Source organism: Actinomadura sp. B10D3, from assembly GCF_039871695.1.
In the GTDB taxonomy this organism is placed as follows: domain Bacteria; phylum Actinomycetota; class Actinomycetes; order Streptosporangiales; family Streptosporangiaceae; genus Spirillospora; species Spirillospora madurae.
Genome location: NZ_JBDPLY010000005.1, coordinates 1 through 13,923, shown reverse-complemented (window position 1 = coordinate 13,923; position 13,923 = coordinate 1). Strand labels below are relative to the sequence as shown.

The following is a 13,923-nucleotide window of genomic DNA, read 5'->3' as shown; positions in this document are numbered from 1 at the left end:
GGGAGGTCGCCGATGGCGGGACGGGTGGCGCTGGTGACGGGCGCCGGATCGGGCATCGGCGCCGCGGTCGCGGCGGCTCTGCTGGACGGCGGCTGGCGCGTCGCGCTGGCCGGGCGCCGCGCCGGGCGCCTGGAGGAGGCGGCGGCGCGCGGCGGTTCCGGGGAGGCGCTGGTGGTGCCCGCCGACGTCACCGACCCCGGCTCGGTCGAGGAGCTGTTCGGCGCCGTCCGCGACCGCTGGGGGCGCCTGGACCTGCTGGTCAACAACGCGGGCGTGTTCGGCGCGTCCGCGCCCGTGGAGGAGTACTCCCACGACGAGTGGCGCACGGTGGTCGACACCAACCTGACCGGCGCGTTCCTGTGCGCGCAGCAGGCCTTTCGGATGATGAAGGACCAGGACCCGCAGGGCGGCCGCATCATCAACAACGGGTCCCTGTCGGCGCACACCCCGCGTCCCCGGTCGGTCGCCTACACCGCCGGCAAGCACGCCGTGACGGGGCTGACCAAGACGCTGTCGCTGGAGGGCCGCCCGTACCGGATCGCCTGCGGGCAGATCGACGTGGGCAACGCCGCCACCGAGATGACCGGCGGTTTCAGCGCGGGCACCCTGCAGGCGGACGGGACGGTGAAGCCCGAGCCGAGGATGGACGTGCGCCACGTCGTCGACGCCGTCCTCTACATGGCCGGGCTGCCGCTGGAGGCCAACGTCCAGTCCTTGACGGTGATGGCCACCACGATGCCCTCGTTCGTCGGCCGCGGCTGACCTCCGCGTTCACCGCGGGTCGGGGCGCGAACACGTTTAGCCCATGAGCTGAGGGAACGCCACCACCAGGCTTCGTAACGACATGCGGAGGAGGCCTGGAGCGATGAGCATCGCGCGTCAGCAACACGATGGTGAGGGCCAGGCCGGGACGCTGGGAGCACACCGGCAGGATTTCGGGCGCGCACCGGAGTCCGGCGACGGGCGCCATGAGGCGGGCACGGGCGAGCTGGTCAGGCAGGCCGCGCAGCAGGTGTCGGAGCTGATGCGCGCCGAGATGCGCCTGGCGGCGGCCGAGCTGAAGGACAAGGCCCGCCACGCCGGCACCGGCGCGGGCATGTTCGGCGGCGCGGCCCTGGTCGCCCTCTACGGGCTTGGGGCCCTGCTGGCCGCGGCGATCGCCGGGATCGCGGTGACGCTGCCGGTGTGGGCCGCCGCGCTGATCATCGGCGGGTTCCTGATGCTGGTGGCGGGCGTGCTGGCGATGCTGGGCCGCGCGCAGACCAGGCGCGCCACACCGCCGCGGCCGGAGCAGGCCATGGACGAGGCCCGGCAGGCCGTGGCCGAACTGAAGGAGAGGGCGACGCACCGATGACCACGCAGGGCAAGCACGGCGCGGCCGCCGGGACCGAGGAGCTGCGCCAGGACGTCGACCGGGCGCGCCACGAGCTCGGCGACACGGTGGAGCAGCTGGCCGCCAAGGCCGACGTGAAGGCGATGGCCCGGCATAAGGCCGAGGACGCGCGCGGCAAGGCCCGCGACGCGGCGGCGTCGGCATGGCGGGCGGCCGGCTCGGAGAAGACGGTGTCCCGGGCGCGGCGGGGCGGGATCGTGATCGGCTCCGCGGGCGCCGTCGCCGCGGCGGCTTTCTGGATGCGCCGCCGCGGCATGCCGCGGATGCGGCTCGGAGGAGGCACGCCGCGGATGCGGCTCAAGGGCGGCACGCCCCGGATGCGGCTCGGCGGCATGGCACCACGGAGGCGGCTCGGGCGCGGCCGCAGGGCACCGGTCCAGGTGCGGTTCCGCACCGGGCAGAAGCGCGCCATCGAGGTGCGCCGCCGGCGCCGGAGGTTCTGACAGGGCCGGGGAAGAGGACGAACTGATGCACGGCCGAACCAGCGCCTTCCTGCACAGAGCACCCGGCGCGCCCACCGATCTGCCCGTGCGGTCGTGGGGCCAGGCGCTCAAGCGCACCGCCGGCGAGTTCAAGAAGGACAACCTGTCCGACTGGGCCGCCGCGCTCACCTACTACTCCATCCTGTCGATCTTCCCGGCGATCCTGGTGGTGGTGTCGCTGGTGGGCCTGGCCGGCCAGTCGGCCACCGACGACCTGATCGACAGTGTCGGGGACCTCGCGCCCGGATCGGTCCGGGACCTGCTGATCAGCTCCATCCGGCAGCTGGAGGGCGGCAGCGGCGGCGCGGGCGTCGTCGCGGTGCTGAGCCTGGGCGCGGCGGTGTGGTCGGCGTCGGGGTACGTGGGGGCGTTCATGCGCGCCTCCAACGCCGTCTACGACGTGCCCGAGGGCCGGCCGTTCTGGAAGACCGTGCCGGTCCGCATCGGCGTCACGCTGCTGACGCTGGTGCTGCTGTCGGCGTCGGTGATCGCGGTGGTGGTGTCGGGGCCGCTGGCCCGGGAGATCGGCGAGATACTCGGGCTCGGCTCGCAGGCGGTCACGATCTGGGGCATCGCCAAGTGGCCGGTGCTGGTGCTGGTGGTGAGCCTGCTGTTCTCGCTGCTGTACTGGGCCTCCCCCAACGCCAAGCGAGGGTTCCGCTGGGTCACCGCGGGCGGCGTCCTGGCGATCGTCCTGTGGCTGGCCGCGTCCGGGCTGTTCGCGCTGTACGTGGCGAACTTCGCCTCCTACAACAAGACCTACGGCAGCCTGGCCGGGATCATCATCTTCCTGGTGTGGCTGTGGATCACCAACCTGGCGATCCTGCTGGGCGCCGAGCTGAACGCCGAGGTCGAGCGCGGCCGGGCGATCGCCGCCGGGCAGCCCGCCAAGGAGGAGCCGTACGTGGAGTTCCGCGACACCCGCGCGTTCGACGAGGACGAGCGGCGCGAGACCGGCGTCGAGGAGGCCGATGCGCCGGAGAAGCGCGGGGACTCCGAGCGGCCGGGGCACGGGAGCGGAGCGCACCGGTCCTAGGGCGGCCACCGGGGAATCACGGGTCGCATAAGGGCGATTACCGTGAATAGGATCATCGCATGCTCCGTCCCGCCTATCCGATCGAGACCGAGCGTCTGATCCTGCGGCCGTTCCGCGACGACGACCTCGAGGGCCTGTACGCCTACCAGTCGCTGCCGGAAGTGGCGCGGTACCTGTACTGGAAGCCGCGTTCGCTGGAGGAGTCGCGTTCGTTCCTGAAGCAGAAGATGAGCGCGGCGACGGTGGAGAAGGAAGGCGACTGGCTGGTCCTGGCCGTCGAATGGCGCGAGACCGCCGAGCTGATCGGCGAGGTCAACCTGCAGTGGCGCAGCCGGGAGCACCGGCAGGGCGAGATCGGCTACATCTTCAACCCGGCCTACCACGGCAAGGGGTTCGCCACCGAGGCCGCCGAGGCGGTGCTGCGGCTGGGCTTCGAGGGGCTGGACCTGCACCGGATCTGCGGCCGGCTGGACGGCCGCAACGCCGCGTCCGCCCGCGTCCTGGAGCGGCTCGGCATGCGCCGCGAGGCGCACCTGATGCAGAACGAGATGGTCAAGGGCGAGTGGAGCGACGAGGTCATCTACGCGATGCTCCGCCACGAGTGGGACGCCCGCGCCTCGTCCTCCTGAGACGCGCCGCGAAGGTCATCGCGCGGCCTGCTCCTGGAGCGAGCGGGCCAGGTCGCGGACGTGTCCGCGCAGCTCGTCGGGGCGGCGGATGACGAACGGGAAGCCGAGTCCGGCCAGCATCTGCGCCATCCCGTCCATGCGCTCGGCACGGGTGGTCAGCAGCACTCCCCCGGCGTCCTCGGCCAGCGTCGCGGTCGTGGCGGGGATCCGGCGCCGCGCCTCGGCGATCGTGGTCTCCAGCAGCACCTCCACCTCGTGGGCGTAGGGGACGGCGGCCAGTGACCGGGTGACGTGCTGGACGGGGTCGAGGCCGGCGGGCGGCTCGAACCGCGCGGTGCCGGGCTCGGCGGAGGCGACGCGGTCGATCCGGAACGTGCGGACCTCTCCGCTGCGGTGGTCGTGGCCGGTGACGTACCAGCGGCCGGAGTGGAACACCAGGCCGTAGGGGTCCAGGTCGCGTTCGGTGTCGGCGCCGCGGAAGGAGCGGTAGCGCAGCCGGACGCGGCGCCGTTCGCGGGCCGCCGCGGCGAGGGTGAGGACGGCGCCGGTGTCGGGTGCGGTGCCGGGGGCGGCGTCCCGCGCGGGGGCGGTGAACCCGAGGGTGTCGCGGAGCGCTTGGACGCGGTCGCGCAGCGCGGCGGGAAGGACGCGCTCCACCTTGGCGAGCGCGCTCTCGGTCGCCTGCCCCGCGAGCCCGAGCCGCCGTCCGGCCAGCAGGCCCAGCACCACGGCGGCGGCCTCGTCGTCGGTGAGCATGAGCGGCGGCAGCTTGTAACCGGGCATGAGCCGGTAGCCGCCGTGGCGCCCGCGTCCGGCGGTGACGGGGACGCCGAGGTCCTCCAGCCGGGCGGCGTAGCGGCGGACCGTGCGCTCGTCCACGCCCAGCCTCCGCGCCAGTTCCGCGCCGCCGATGCGCTGGTTGGCCTGCAGCAGCTCCAGCATGGCCAGGACGCGGGTCGTCGGATGCGACGGTGGAGGATGTGACACAGGCCACTCCTTTAATCCGGGCGGTTTCTGTCCGGTATTGACCGTAGCGTGGGATCACATCCACGAGAGAAAGGACTGCCGGCCGTGACTTCTGACAACGGGGCTTCTGGCAAGGTGACCTCCGGCGAGGCGGCGACGTTCGTGCTCGTCCCCGGCTACTGGCTCGGCGCCTGGGCCTGGGACGAGGTGGCGGCGGACCTGCGGGCGGCGGGGCACGACGTCCACGCGGTGACCCCCGCCGGGCAGGCCGAGCGGGCGGAGGAGTCGGCGCCCGGCGCCGACGTCGAGACCCAGATCGCCGATCTGGTGAAGCTCATCGAGGACGCGGACTTGCGCGAGGTCGTCCTGGTCGCCCACAGCGGCGCGAACATGGCCGTCACCGGCGCCGCCGACCGGATCCCCGAGCGGATCGCCGACGTCGTGTACGTCGACAGCGGGCCGATGCCGTCCGGCATGGCCGGCATCGACTTCCACGACGCCGAGGCGCGCGCCGAGCTGGAGAAGGCGGTCGCCGAGCAGGGCGGCGGATGGCGCATCCCGGTGCCGCCGTTCGACCCCGCCGCCGACCCGGTCAACCTCGCGGGCCTGACCGAGGAGCACCTCGCCGCCCTGCGCGGGCGCGGCACGCCCCAGCCGTTCGGCACCGCGACGCAGGCGCTCACCCGCCCCGACCCGCTGCCGGCGACGCCGCGCACGCTCATCGCCACCACGATCCCGCTCGACGCGGTGAGGCAGATGGGCGAGAGCGGGCACCCCGTCTTCTCGCTGATGACCGGGCCCGGCTGGACCTACCGGGAGCTGCCGACGGGGCACTGGCCGATGCTGTCGGCGCCGCGCGAGCTCGCCGCGCTGCTGGCCGAGGTCGCCACCGGCGGCGCCTGAAAGCACTCACTTCTCCACAGCCGCCCGGGCGATTCTTGTTACCCGCCCATGTAGATCGTTTCGGCCGGGGCGAGGACACTCTGCGGAAGTCGCGCGGCCACGGGGGTCGGGCCTGATCCGCGAGGTGAGCAGATGACACCCACCGCCCGCCGTCGATCACACCGCGTGCACTGGCGGCGTTCGCTGGCGTCCGGAGCGATCACCGCCGTCCTGGCGGCGGGGCTCGGCGCGGTCGGCACGGGACCGGCGCAGGCTCTGGCGGGCCCGGTCAAGGCGGACGACGGCGCACGCATCACCGCGGAGAAGAAGATCGCCTCCCGCGCGGTCGACATCACGATCGCCTCGCCCGCCCTCGGCAGGTCGGTGAAGACCCGCATCCTGCTGCCGGCGAACTGGTCGCGGAACGCCACGGCGACGTGGCCGGTGCTGTACGCCTTCCACGGCGGGCAGGACAACTACACGTCCTGGACCAAGAACAGCGACATCGAGGCGTGGGCGGCGAAGTACAACGTCATCGTCGTCATGCCGGAGGGAGACAACGGCTCCTACGCCGACTGGTACAACTACGGCAAGGGCGGGTCGCCCAGGTGGGAGACCTTCCACACCGCCGAGGTGCGCCAGCTGATGGAGCGCAACTACCACGCGGGTGCGCTGCGCGCGGCGATCGGCAACTCCTCCGGCGGCGCGGGCGCGATGTCCTACGCGGCGCGGCATCCTGGGCTCTTCAAGTACGCGGCGTCGCTGAGCGGGATCCTGTCGATGCGCTCGATCGGGATGCCGGCGCTGCTGATGTTCCTCAACGCCGGCAACGGGCAGGACCCGTTCGCGATCTGGGGCGTCCCGTGGGCCGACGACGCCAACTGGGCGGCGCACGACCCGTACTCGCTGGCGCCCAAGCTGCGCGGCACGGGGCTGTTCTTCTCCGCCGGCACGACCGGCCGCCCGGGGCCGGGCGACCCGGACGTGGCGCCGTGGGACATCGGCCTGCTCAGCGAGATCGCGGTCGGCGCGAACAACCGGGAGTTCCAGAAGCGGCTGGACGAGCTGAAGATTCCCTACACCGCCCACATCTACGGCGACGGCCGCCACAACTGGCCCGCGTGGATCCGCGAGGCGGCGGCGATCTGGCCGACGCTGATGAAGTCGATCGGCGCGCGGAAGGCCTGACGCCGGGCGCCGCCCGCTGCGGACGGCGCCCCAGGCCCGGCCTGAGAACAGAACCCGGCCTGGTCCCGGTGCGGCTGCGGCTGCCGTCCCGGGACCGGGCCGCCGCGTCCGCGGGCGCGCGGCCGCCGACCCGGCCGCGCGCCCGCGGCCCGACGGCCCGGCGGTCAGTAGCCCAGCCCGTGCCCGAAGGGGTACAGGACGGAGCCGGGCTGGTCCTTGACGGGGATGACGACGGGCAGGCGTCCGCGCGGGTTCAGCTCGCCGAACAGCGTCCGGGCGGCCGAGCGCAGCGCTTCGGCGGTGTAGGAGTAGGTGGCCAGGTAGGTGGTGGCCTCGGGGAACCAGGCGATGTCGTAGGGGTCGCGGACGGCGATGACGACGACGGGCCGGCCGGTGGCGATGAGCGCGTTGACGAGGTTGGTCTGGCCGGGCCCGTTGTGGCCGGGCTCGTCCTTGACGTCCCAGGCGCGGTTGGTGACGGCGACGACGAGGTCCTGGTCCTTCGCGGCGGCGACGGCCTGGTCGATCTCGGCCTGGCCGGGGTTGATGCCGGTCTGGCGGATGGTGGTGACGGCGCCGCGGCGGGCGATCTCGGTGCCGAGGGAGGCGGTGGTGGACACGCCCCAGCCGGTGACCAGGACGTCGCGGGCGCCGGGGCGCAGCGGCAGGATCCCCGCGTCGTTCTTGACCAGGGTGGTGGTGCGGTCGGTGGCGCGCTGCGCGGCGGCCAGGTGCGCGGGCGTCCCGACCACCTGGTCGATCTTCGACTCGTCGGCGTAGGGGTCGCGGAACAGGCCGCGCTTGTGCTTCAGCTCCAGGATCCGGTAGACGGACTCGTCGAGGCGCCGGCGCGTCAGCTCACCGGTCTTGACGGCGTTGACGACGGCGGCGAGCTGGCGGGGGAACACGCCGTTGCCCTGGGCGTCCGCGGGCGGTTTGAGCAGGACGTCCGCGCCGGCCTTGAGGGCGAGGACGGGGATGTTCTCGTCGCCGTACTTGTCGCGGACGCCCTGCATGTCGAGCGCGTCGGTGACGACGACGCCGCGGTAGCGCAGCTGCTCGCGCAGGATGCCGGTGAGGATGGACCGCGAAAGCGTGGCGGGGTCGCCGGAGGGGTCCAGCGACGGGACGACGATGTGCGCGGTCATGATGGAGTCGACGCCCTGCCGGATCGCGGCCCGGAAGGGCGGCAGGTCGAGCCGTTCCCATTCGGCGCGGGTGTGGTCGATGTGCGGGACGCCGGTGTGGCTGTCGGTGGTGGTGTCGCCGTGTCCCGGGAAGTGCTTGACGGTCGGGGTCACCCCGCCGGAGCGGTATCCGCCGACCTGCGCGGTGACCATGGAGGAGACCAGGGCGGGGTCGGATCCGAAGGACCGGACGCCGATGACGGGGTTGCCTGGGTTCACGTTGACGTCGGCGTCGGGCGCGTAGTCCTGGTTGACGCCGATGGCGCGCAGCTCGCGTCCGGTGATGCGGGCCAGGGCGCGGGCGTCGCCGGTGCGCCGCCCTGCGGCCAGGGCCATGGCGCCGGGCGACTGCGTGGCGGGCGGCTGGACGCGGGCGACGATGCCGCCCTCCTGGTCGATGGCGATCGTGGCGGGGATCTTCAGCGGCGTCGCCGCGGCGGCGCGCTGGATGCCGTTGGAGAAGGCGGCGAGCTGGTGCGGGTCCCGGACGTTCTCGCCGTAGTAGATGATCCCGCCGGGGTGGTAGCGGTCGATGACCTGGGCGGCGTTGTCGACCCCGTACAGCTTGCGGTTGGCGGCGACGGCGGCGGGGTCGGTGGTGGTCGCGCTGGTGCCGAAGATCTGCAGCACGAACAGCTGGGCGGCCTTGTCCTCAAGCGACATCGAGCGCATCAGCCGCAGCAGCCGCGGGTCCTTGCCGCCGTGCCGCGCGGCCTGCGGCGCCGAGGCGGGCGCGGCGGCGGCGTCGGGCACGGCCAGGCCGGTCATGGCGAGGGCTCCCGCCGTGAGGCCGGCGAGCCACCGGCGGCGGCGCGTCCTGGGACGGTACATGTCGGCTCCCTCCCGCCCCCCGAGCGGCCCGATGATCAAGGTTCTTCCTGGCACGTTAGACCGGCCGGGCGCGCCCGTCCATGGCAATCGTCGACGATCCGCCCGGGAACCACCCGCACCCCGCCCCACCGAGGCGCATTGCTATAAACATCCGTATCACTCCCTATATGCAGTACTTTAGGGAGCGATGGCAGAGAAAATGTACTCGGTCGAGGAGGTCGCCGATCTCCTCGGGCTGCATGTGCGGACGGTGCGCGGCTACATCCGCGACGGCCGGCTCAACGCCGTCCGGATCGGCAAGCAGTACCGGATCGCCCCGGCGGACCTGGAGGCGCTGACCGGGAGCCCCCGCCGCGCCGCCCCGCTTCCGGGGCCCGGCGCGGTGGAGGTGTCGAGCATCGTGCAGATCGACGGGGTCGGCCGGGCCGCGGCCGACCGGCTGGGCACGCTCGTCCTGGCCGGGATCAACACCGGCGACCCGGCGCACCCGCTGCGCGTCCAGGTCGTCCACGACGAGGAACGGAACCGCATGAAACTGGTGATCATGGGCGGCGCGGCCGCCACGGCCGACCTCCTGCGCCTGCTCGACGCGGTGCTCGGCGGCCTGGCGGACGGGGAGGACGGCGATGCCTGACGAGGTCCGGGAGCGGGAGGGCGTCCAGGTGCTGATGTGCGACCCCGACGGGCCGCCGGTGGCCACGGCCCGGGACGCGCTCGACCTGATCGGCGCGTCGTTCCTCGGCGCCGAGGTCGTGGCGGTGCCCGTGGCCCGGCTGGACGAGCGGTTCTTCTCGCTCGGCACCCGCGTCGCCGGCGAGATCATGCAGAAGTTCGCCAACTACCGGCTGCGCCTCGCGGTCGTCGGCGACATCTCCGCGCACGTGGCCGCGAGCCCGGCGCTGCGCGCCCTCGTCCACGAGTCCGGCACCGCCGGCCACGTGTGGTTCGTGCCCGACCTGGACGCGCTGGACGACCGCCTCCGCGCGGTCGCCTGACCCCGCCGGGCCGGCGTCGGGGCCGGCGTCCGGGGCGGTCGCGGCTGCGGGTCAGTCGCGGCGCAGCCACCGCCACCAGCGTGCGCCGGGCGCGTCCGGCTCGGTCAGCGGGTGCTCCTCCACGTCGTAGCGGCGCACGTAGGCGGTGGCGAAGGCCTGGAGGGTGGCGCCGAACGGGATCGCCAGGAGCACCCCGATGGGCCCGGCGACGGCCGCTCCGGCCAGGATGAGCCCGAACGCGACCGCCGGGTGCATGTCGAGGGTCCGCGCGGTGATGCGCGGCTGCAGCAGGTAGTTCTCCAGCTGCTGGTAGGCCAGGACGAACAGCAGGATCCACAGCGCCGTCGACGGCCCTTTCGTCAGCGCGATGAGCACGGGCACCGCCCCCGCCAGGTAGGTGCCGACGGCCGGGATGAACTGCGAGACCACCCCGACCCACAGCGCCAGCGTCGCGGCGTAGGGGACGCCGAGGCCGGCCATGGCGGCGTAGTGGGCGATGCCGGAGAGGAGGGCCAGCAGGCCCCGCGAGTAGATGTAGCCGCCGGTCTTGTCGACCGCGATCTCCCAGGCGCGCAGCACCTGCTGCTGGCGGTGCGGCGGCAGCAGCGAGCAGACCGTCCGGCGGAACCGGGGTCCCTCGGCCGACAGGTAGAAGGCGAACAGCAGCACGCCGAGGGCGTTGAAGATGACGCCGAACGCGGTGGTGCCGATCCCCACCACGTTGCCCGCGATCGACGACAGGTGGCGCGTCAGCGCGTCGCTGACGGTGGGGAGCCGCTCGAACAGCGTCTCCTGGGACAGGTTCGTCCCGAACGTGTCGTTCACCCAGCCGATGAGGCTGCGGACGTAGCCGGGGAACCCGTCGATCAAGTTGGTGGTCTGGGTGGCCAGCAGCGACCCGATGCCGCCGAGGAACCCGAGCAGCAGCACGCCGATGACCAGGAACATCACCCCGGTCGCCAGGCCGCGCCGCCACCCGCGCCGCGCCAGCCAGTTCACCGCCGGCTCGATCGCGAACGCCAGGAACAGCGAGATCAGCAGGAGCAGCAGCAGTTCCCGGAGCCGCTGCAGCAGCCACAGCCCCGCCATGAACGCCAGCACGACCGCGCCGGCCAGCACGAACGCCTTCGGCAGCCACGGCGGCATCCGGTGCGCGCCGCCGAGGGCGGCCTGCGCGGCGCGGTCGTCGGGCGGGACGTCGGCGGGCCCGTATGCGGACCCGTCGGCGGACGCGTCAGCGGGCGTCTCACCGGGTGCTGCCCCGGGTGCGCTGCCGGACGTGGGCGGCATTCCCGCACGTTAACGGCATCACCGGGGTCCATCCGGGCGTCCTGCCCGAGCGCGTGCCCGACCTTTGCCGAGATTTCACCCCTCGCGTCCCGCGCGGGAGGCTCGGCGGCGCAGCACCAGCCACCGGCCGGCCAGCCCGGCGGCGAACATGGCCGCGCCGGCGAGGACGGACGGCCAGGGCAGCGCGGCCGACAGGGCCAGGCAGCCGGCGGCGCCGAGCAGGTGCAGGGCGCGCGGCCACCGGCGGTCGGCGGCGGGCTGGGTGAGCGCCGCGGCGTTGGCGATGCCGTAGTAGACCAGGACGCCGAACGAGGAGAAGCCGATCACGCCGCGCAGGTCCGCGGTGGCCACCAGCGCGCTCACCGCGGCCGCGAGCGCGATCTCGGCATGGTGCGGCACCCGGTGGCGGGGGTGGACGGCGGCGAGCCAGGCGGGCAGGTCGCCGTGGCGGGCCATCGCCAGGCCGGTCCGGCCGACGCCGGCGATCAGGGCCAGCAGCGCGCCCAGCGCCGCCACCGCCCCGCCGGCCCGCACCACCGGGGCCAGCGCGGCGGAACCGGCCGCCTCGACGGCGGTCGCCAGCGGCGCGGCCGAGCCGGCGAGCCGGTCCGGCCCGGCGGCCAGCAGCGCCGCCGTCCCCACCGCCAGGTAGATCGCGACCGTGAGGAACAGGGCGACCGGGATGGCGCGGACGATGGTGCGGCGCGGGTCGCGGACCTCCTCCCCCATGGTGGCGATGCGGGCGTAGCCGGCGAAGGCGAAGAACAGCAGCCCCGCCGCCTGCAGGACGCCGTAGGCACCGCCCGCGCGCAGGGACGCCCACCCGCCCAGGTTCGCGGCGCCGGCGCCGCCGCCCGCCGCGATGCCGGCCACCACGACCGCCAGCGCGGTCAGGGTGCCGGCGACGAGCACCCGGGTGAGCAGGGCGGTCCGGCTGACGCCGCGGTAGTTGAGGGCGGACAGCCCGAGCACGGCCGCGACGGCGGCGGCGCGCTGCGCCCACCAGGGGCCCGGCACCGCGTAGGAGGCGAACGTGAGCGCCATGGCGGCGCACGAGGCGGTCTTGCCGACCACGAACCCCCACCCGGCCGTGAACCCCCACCAGTGGCCGAGGCGCTCGCGTCCGTAGACGTAGGTGCCGCCGGAGGTGGGGTAGACGGCCGCGAGCTGCGCCGAGGCGGTCGCGTTGCAGTACGCGATCACCGCGGCGGCCAGCAGCGCGACCAGCAGGCCGGTGCCGGCGGCGCGGGCGGCGGGGCCGAAGGCGGCGAACACCCCCGCGCCGAGCATCGACCCGAGCCCGATCACCACCGCGTCGCCGGTGCCGAGCCGGCGGGTGAGGCGTTCGGCCATGGCTGCGACTCCTCGGCACTATTCCATCAAACCGGTTTGATGTATCGTCGGTGGCATGGGGACATCGAGTCAAGCAGCCCCGGCGTTCGTGCGCTTGGCCGCCCACCCGCTGCGCTGGCGGCTGCTGACCGAACTCGCCGCGGGCGACCTGCGCGTCCGCGAGCTGACGGCGCTGGTCGGCGCGCCGCAGAACGCGGTCTCCTACCATCTGCGGCTGCTGCGCGAGGGCGGCCTGGTCGCCGCCTCCCGCAGCAGCTTCGACGGCCGCGACAGCTACTACCGGCTTGATCTGGACCGCTGCGCGCAGGCCCTGGCCGATACCGGTGCCGTCCTGCATCCGGCGCTGCGCCGTACCCCGGCGCTCCCGGCGCCCCCGGGCGGCCCGCGGCGGTGGCCGCGCGTGTCGGTGCTGTTCGCGTGCACCGGCAACAGCGCCCGCTCGCCGATCGCCGAGGCCCTGCTGCGCCACCACACCGCCGGGGGTGTGACCGTGGCCAGCGCCGGGAGCCGCCCCAGACCGGCCGTGCACCCGCAGGCGGTGCGGATGCTGCGCGAGGAGTACGGCATCGACATCGCCGGCCGGCGGCCCCGCCATCTGGACACCCTGCGCGACCGCCGGTTCGACTACGTGATCACTTTGTGCGACAAGGTCCGCGAGGTCTGCCCCGAGTTCGACGGCGACCCGCGGCGCATCCACTGGAGCATCGGCGACCCGGCGGCGGCTTCCGGGGGGCCCGCGGAGCAGGCCGCCTTCGCCCGCACCGGGGCGGTCATCGATGCCCGCGTCCGCCACCTGCTGCCCGTCATCGCCCAGACATCGGAGGCCCACCATGACGGCACCTGACCAGTACGCCGGCGTCCGCTACCTCGTGGACGACGTCCAGGCGTGCGTCGACTTCTACACCACCCACCTCGGCTTCACCCTGGGGCGCGACGCCGTGCCCGCCTTCGCCGACGTGGTGCGCGGGCCGCTGCGGCTGCTGCTGTCGGGGCCCGCCAGCTCCGGGGCCCGCGCCACGCCCGCCGACGCGGCCGCCCCGGGCCGCAACCGCATCCACCTGGTCGTCGACGACCTGGCCGCCGAGATCGAGCGGCTGCGCGGCGAGGGCCTGGCCTTCCGCAGCGAGGTGGTCGCCGGACCCGGCGGGCGCCAGATCCTGCTCGCCGATCCGGCCGGCAACCTGGTCGAGCTGTTCCAGCCCGCCGCCGCCACCGCCTGAGCGGGCCGCCGCGCCGGGCGCCTCCGTTTTGACGCGACTTGACGGGGGCTGGGTCGGCATGCGACTCTGGCCACGGCAATCGAGGTTGATAGCGGACTGTACACGTGGACATTTTTGTCCGCGTGTTTTATGCTGCCCTCTCGCGCCTGCCCTTCACGTCTCACTCCCCTCCTGGCTGTGATGGCGTCCGGCGCGCGTACCGTCAGTCCGCCGCGAGCCCTCGGAAGGACATCTGTTGGCAGCCTCGCGCAATGCCTCCGCCGTACCCGCTGGTCCCCGCCGCGTTTCCTTCGCACGCCTCGAGGAGCCGCTTGAGGTTCCCGACCTTCTCGCCTTGCAGACCGACTCCTTCGACTGGCTGCTGGGCAACGAGAGGTGGAAGGCCCGGGTCGAGGCGGCCCAGAAGGCCGGTAGTAGGAGTGTCCCGACGCAGTCGGGGCTGGAGGAGATCTTCGAAGAGATCAGTCCGAT

16 protein-coding genes are annotated in these 13,923 nt (G+C 73.7%); 12 read left to right on the top strand and 4 right to left on the bottom strand.

Annotated features, from left to right (window positions below):
• Positions 1-12: 12 nt before the first annotated feature.
• From ABGB11_RS10590 to ABGB11_RS10570, 5 genes are all read left to right on the top strand, one after another.
• Positions 13-762 carry an SDR family oxidoreductase gene (locus tag ABGB11_RS10590; RefSeq protein ID WP_347631365.1) on the top strand — a complete coding sequence of 250 codons (750 nt, stop codon included), beginning with the start codon at positions 13-15 and terminating at the stop codon, positions 760-762.
• A gap of 103 nt (positions 763-865) precedes the next feature.
• Positions 866-1,354 carry a phage holin family protein gene (locus tag ABGB11_RS10585; RefSeq protein ID WP_347631363.1) on the top strand — a complete coding sequence of 163 codons (489 nt, stop codon included), beginning with the start codon at positions 866-868 and terminating at the stop codon, positions 1,352-1,354.
• Positions 1,351-1,836 (top strand): DUF3618 domain-containing protein, encoded by a 486-nt coding sequence (locus ABGB11_RS10580; RefSeq protein ID WP_347631361.1) that lies wholly within the window; start codon positions 1,351-1,353, stop codon positions 1,834-1,836. The genes ABGB11_RS10585 and ABGB11_RS10580 overlap by 4 nt, the downstream gene beginning before the upstream one ends.
• Positions 1,837-1,861: 25 nt before the next feature.
• Positions 1,862-2,911, top strand: coding sequence for a YihY/virulence factor BrkB family protein (locus ABGB11_RS10575; RefSeq protein WP_347631359.1), 1,050 nt, complete (start codon positions 1,862-1,864; stop codon positions 2,909-2,911).
• A gap of 59 nt (positions 2,912-2,970) precedes the next feature.
• Positions 2,971-3,540 (top strand): GNAT family N-acetyltransferase, encoded by a 570-nt coding sequence (locus tag ABGB11_RS10570; RefSeq protein ID WP_347631357.1) that lies wholly within the window; start codon positions 2,971-2,973, stop codon positions 3,538-3,540.
• A 15-nt stretch (positions 3,541-3,555) separates the two neighbouring features.
• Here ABGB11_RS10570 and ABGB11_RS10565 read toward each other — a convergent pair whose 3' ends face one another.
• Positions 3,556-4,527, bottom strand: coding sequence for a YafY family protein (locus ABGB11_RS10565; protein WP_347631355.1), 972 nt, complete (start codon positions 4,525-4,527; stop codon positions 3,556-3,558).
• A gap of 84 nt (positions 4,528-4,611) precedes the next feature.
• Between ABGB11_RS10565 and ABGB11_RS10560 the strand changes: the two genes are divergently transcribed.
• Positions 4,612-5,409, top strand: a complete 798-nt coding sequence (locus tag ABGB11_RS10560; protein ID WP_347631353.1) for an alpha/beta hydrolase — start codon at positions 4,612-4,614, stop codon at positions 5,407-5,409.
• A gap of 132 nt (positions 5,410-5,541) precedes the next feature.
• Positions 5,542-6,576, top strand: coding sequence for an alpha/beta hydrolase-fold protein (locus ABGB11_RS10555; RefSeq protein ID WP_347631351.1), 1,035 nt, complete (start codon positions 5,542-5,544; stop codon positions 6,574-6,576).
• A gap of 164 nt (positions 6,577-6,740) precedes the next feature.
• Here the strand turns inward: ABGB11_RS10555 and ABGB11_RS10550 are convergent, their stop codons facing one another.
• Positions 6,741-8,594, bottom strand: a complete 1,854-nt coding sequence (locus ABGB11_RS10550; protein WP_347631349.1) for a glycoside hydrolase family 3 protein — start codon at positions 8,592-8,594, stop codon at positions 6,741-6,743.
• A gap of 187 nt (positions 8,595-8,781) precedes the next feature.
• On the opposite strand from ABGB11_RS10550, the gene ABGB11_RS10545 reads away from it, so the two are divergent.
• On the top strand, positions 8,782-9,228 hold the full coding sequence (locus tag ABGB11_RS10545) for a helix-turn-helix domain-containing protein (RefSeq protein ID WP_347631347.1): 447 nt from the start codon (positions 8,782-8,784) through the stop codon (positions 9,226-9,228).
• Positions 9,221-9,589, top strand: a complete 369-nt coding sequence (locus tag ABGB11_RS10540) for a DUF4180 domain-containing protein (protein ID WP_347631345.1) — start codon at positions 9,221-9,223, stop codon at positions 9,587-9,589. The genes ABGB11_RS10545 and ABGB11_RS10540 overlap by 8 nt, the downstream gene beginning before the upstream one ends.
• Positions 9,590-9,640: 51 nt before the next feature.
• Here the strand turns inward: ABGB11_RS10540 and ABGB11_RS10535 are convergent, their stop codons facing one another.
• A complete protein-coding gene (locus ABGB11_RS10535) occupies positions 9,641-10,879 on the bottom strand; it encodes an AI-2E family transporter (protein ID WP_347631344.1) in 1,239 nt (412 codons plus the stop codon).
• A gap of 75 nt (positions 10,880-10,954) precedes the next feature.
• A complete protein-coding gene (locus ABGB11_RS10530) occupies positions 10,955-12,232 on the bottom strand; it encodes an APC family permease (protein WP_347631342.1) in 1,278 nt (425 codons plus the stop codon).
• 55 nt (positions 12,233-12,287) lie between these two features.
• Between ABGB11_RS10530 and ABGB11_RS10525 the strand changes: the two genes are divergently transcribed.
• The 3 genes from ABGB11_RS10525 to ABGB11_RS10515 all read left to right on the top strand — a co-directional run.
• The gene (locus tag ABGB11_RS10525; protein ID WP_347631340.1) at positions 12,288-13,076 is read left to right on the top strand and encodes a metalloregulator ArsR/SmtB family transcription factor; all 789 of its coding nucleotides are present in this window, start codon (positions 12,288-12,290) and stop codon (positions 13,074-13,076) included.
• Entirely contained in the window at positions 13,063-13,452 is a 390-nt protein-coding gene (locus ABGB11_RS10520) for a VOC family protein (RefSeq protein ID WP_347631338.1), read from the top strand. Before ABGB11_RS10525 ends, ABGB11_RS10520 begins: the two co-directional genes overlap by 14 nt.
• 235 nt (positions 13,453-13,687) lie before the next feature.
• Positions 13,688-13,923, top strand: a 236-nt coding sequence (locus ABGB11_RS10515) for a hypothetical protein (RefSeq protein WP_347631336.1), incomplete at its 3' end; no start/stop codon positions are given.

Bases quoted from the DNA above. Each gene is read 5' to 3' on its own strand.
- ABGB11_RS10555 (WP_347631351.1), top strand. From the start codon at position 5,542: ATGACACCCACCGCCCGCCGTCGATCACACCGCGTGCACTGGCGGCGT.
- ABGB11_RS10535 (WP_347631344.1), bottom strand. From the start codon at position 10,879: ATGCCGCCCACGTCCGGCAGCGCACCCGGGGCAGCACCCGGTGAGACG.
- ABGB11_RS10530 (WP_347631342.1), bottom strand. From the start codon at position 12,232: ATGGCCGAACGCCTCACCCGCCGGCTCGGCACCGGCGACGCGGTGGTG.
- ABGB11_RS10585 (WP_347631363.1), top strand. From the start codon at position 866: ATGAGCATCGCGCGTCAGCAACACGATGGTGAGGGCCAGGCCGGGACG.
- ABGB11_RS10550 (WP_347631349.1), bottom strand. From the start codon at position 8,594: ATGTACCGTCCCAGGACGCGCCGCCGCCGGTGGCTCGCCGGCCTCACG.
- ABGB11_RS10590 (WP_347631365.1), top strand. From the start codon at position 13: ATGGCGGGACGGGTGGCGCTGGTGACGGGCGCCGGATCGGGCATCGGC.
- ABGB11_RS10575 (WP_347631359.1), top strand. From the start codon at position 1,862: ATGCACGGCCGAACCAGCGCCTTCCTGCACAGAGCACCCGGCGCGCCC.
- ABGB11_RS10570 (WP_347631357.1), top strand. From the start codon at position 2,971: ATGCTCCGTCCCGCCTATCCGATCGAGACCGAGCGTCTGATCCTGCGG.
- ABGB11_RS10580 (WP_347631361.1), top strand. From the start codon at position 1,351: ATGACCACGCAGGGCAAGCACGGCGCGGCCGCCGGGACCGAGGAGCTG.
- ABGB11_RS10520 (WP_347631338.1), top strand. From the start codon at position 13,063: ATGACGGCACCTGACCAGTACGCCGGCGTCCGCTACCTCGTGGACGAC.
- ABGB11_RS10525 (WP_347631340.1), top strand. From the start codon at position 12,288: ATGGGGACATCGAGTCAAGCAGCCCCGGCGTTCGTGCGCTTGGCCGCC.
- ABGB11_RS10540 (WP_347631345.1), top strand. From the start codon at position 9,221: ATGCCTGACGAGGTCCGGGAGCGGGAGGGCGTCCAGGTGCTGATGTGC.
- ABGB11_RS10545 (WP_347631347.1), top strand. From the start codon at position 8,782: ATGGCAGAGAAAATGTACTCGGTCGAGGAGGTCGCCGATCTCCTCGGG.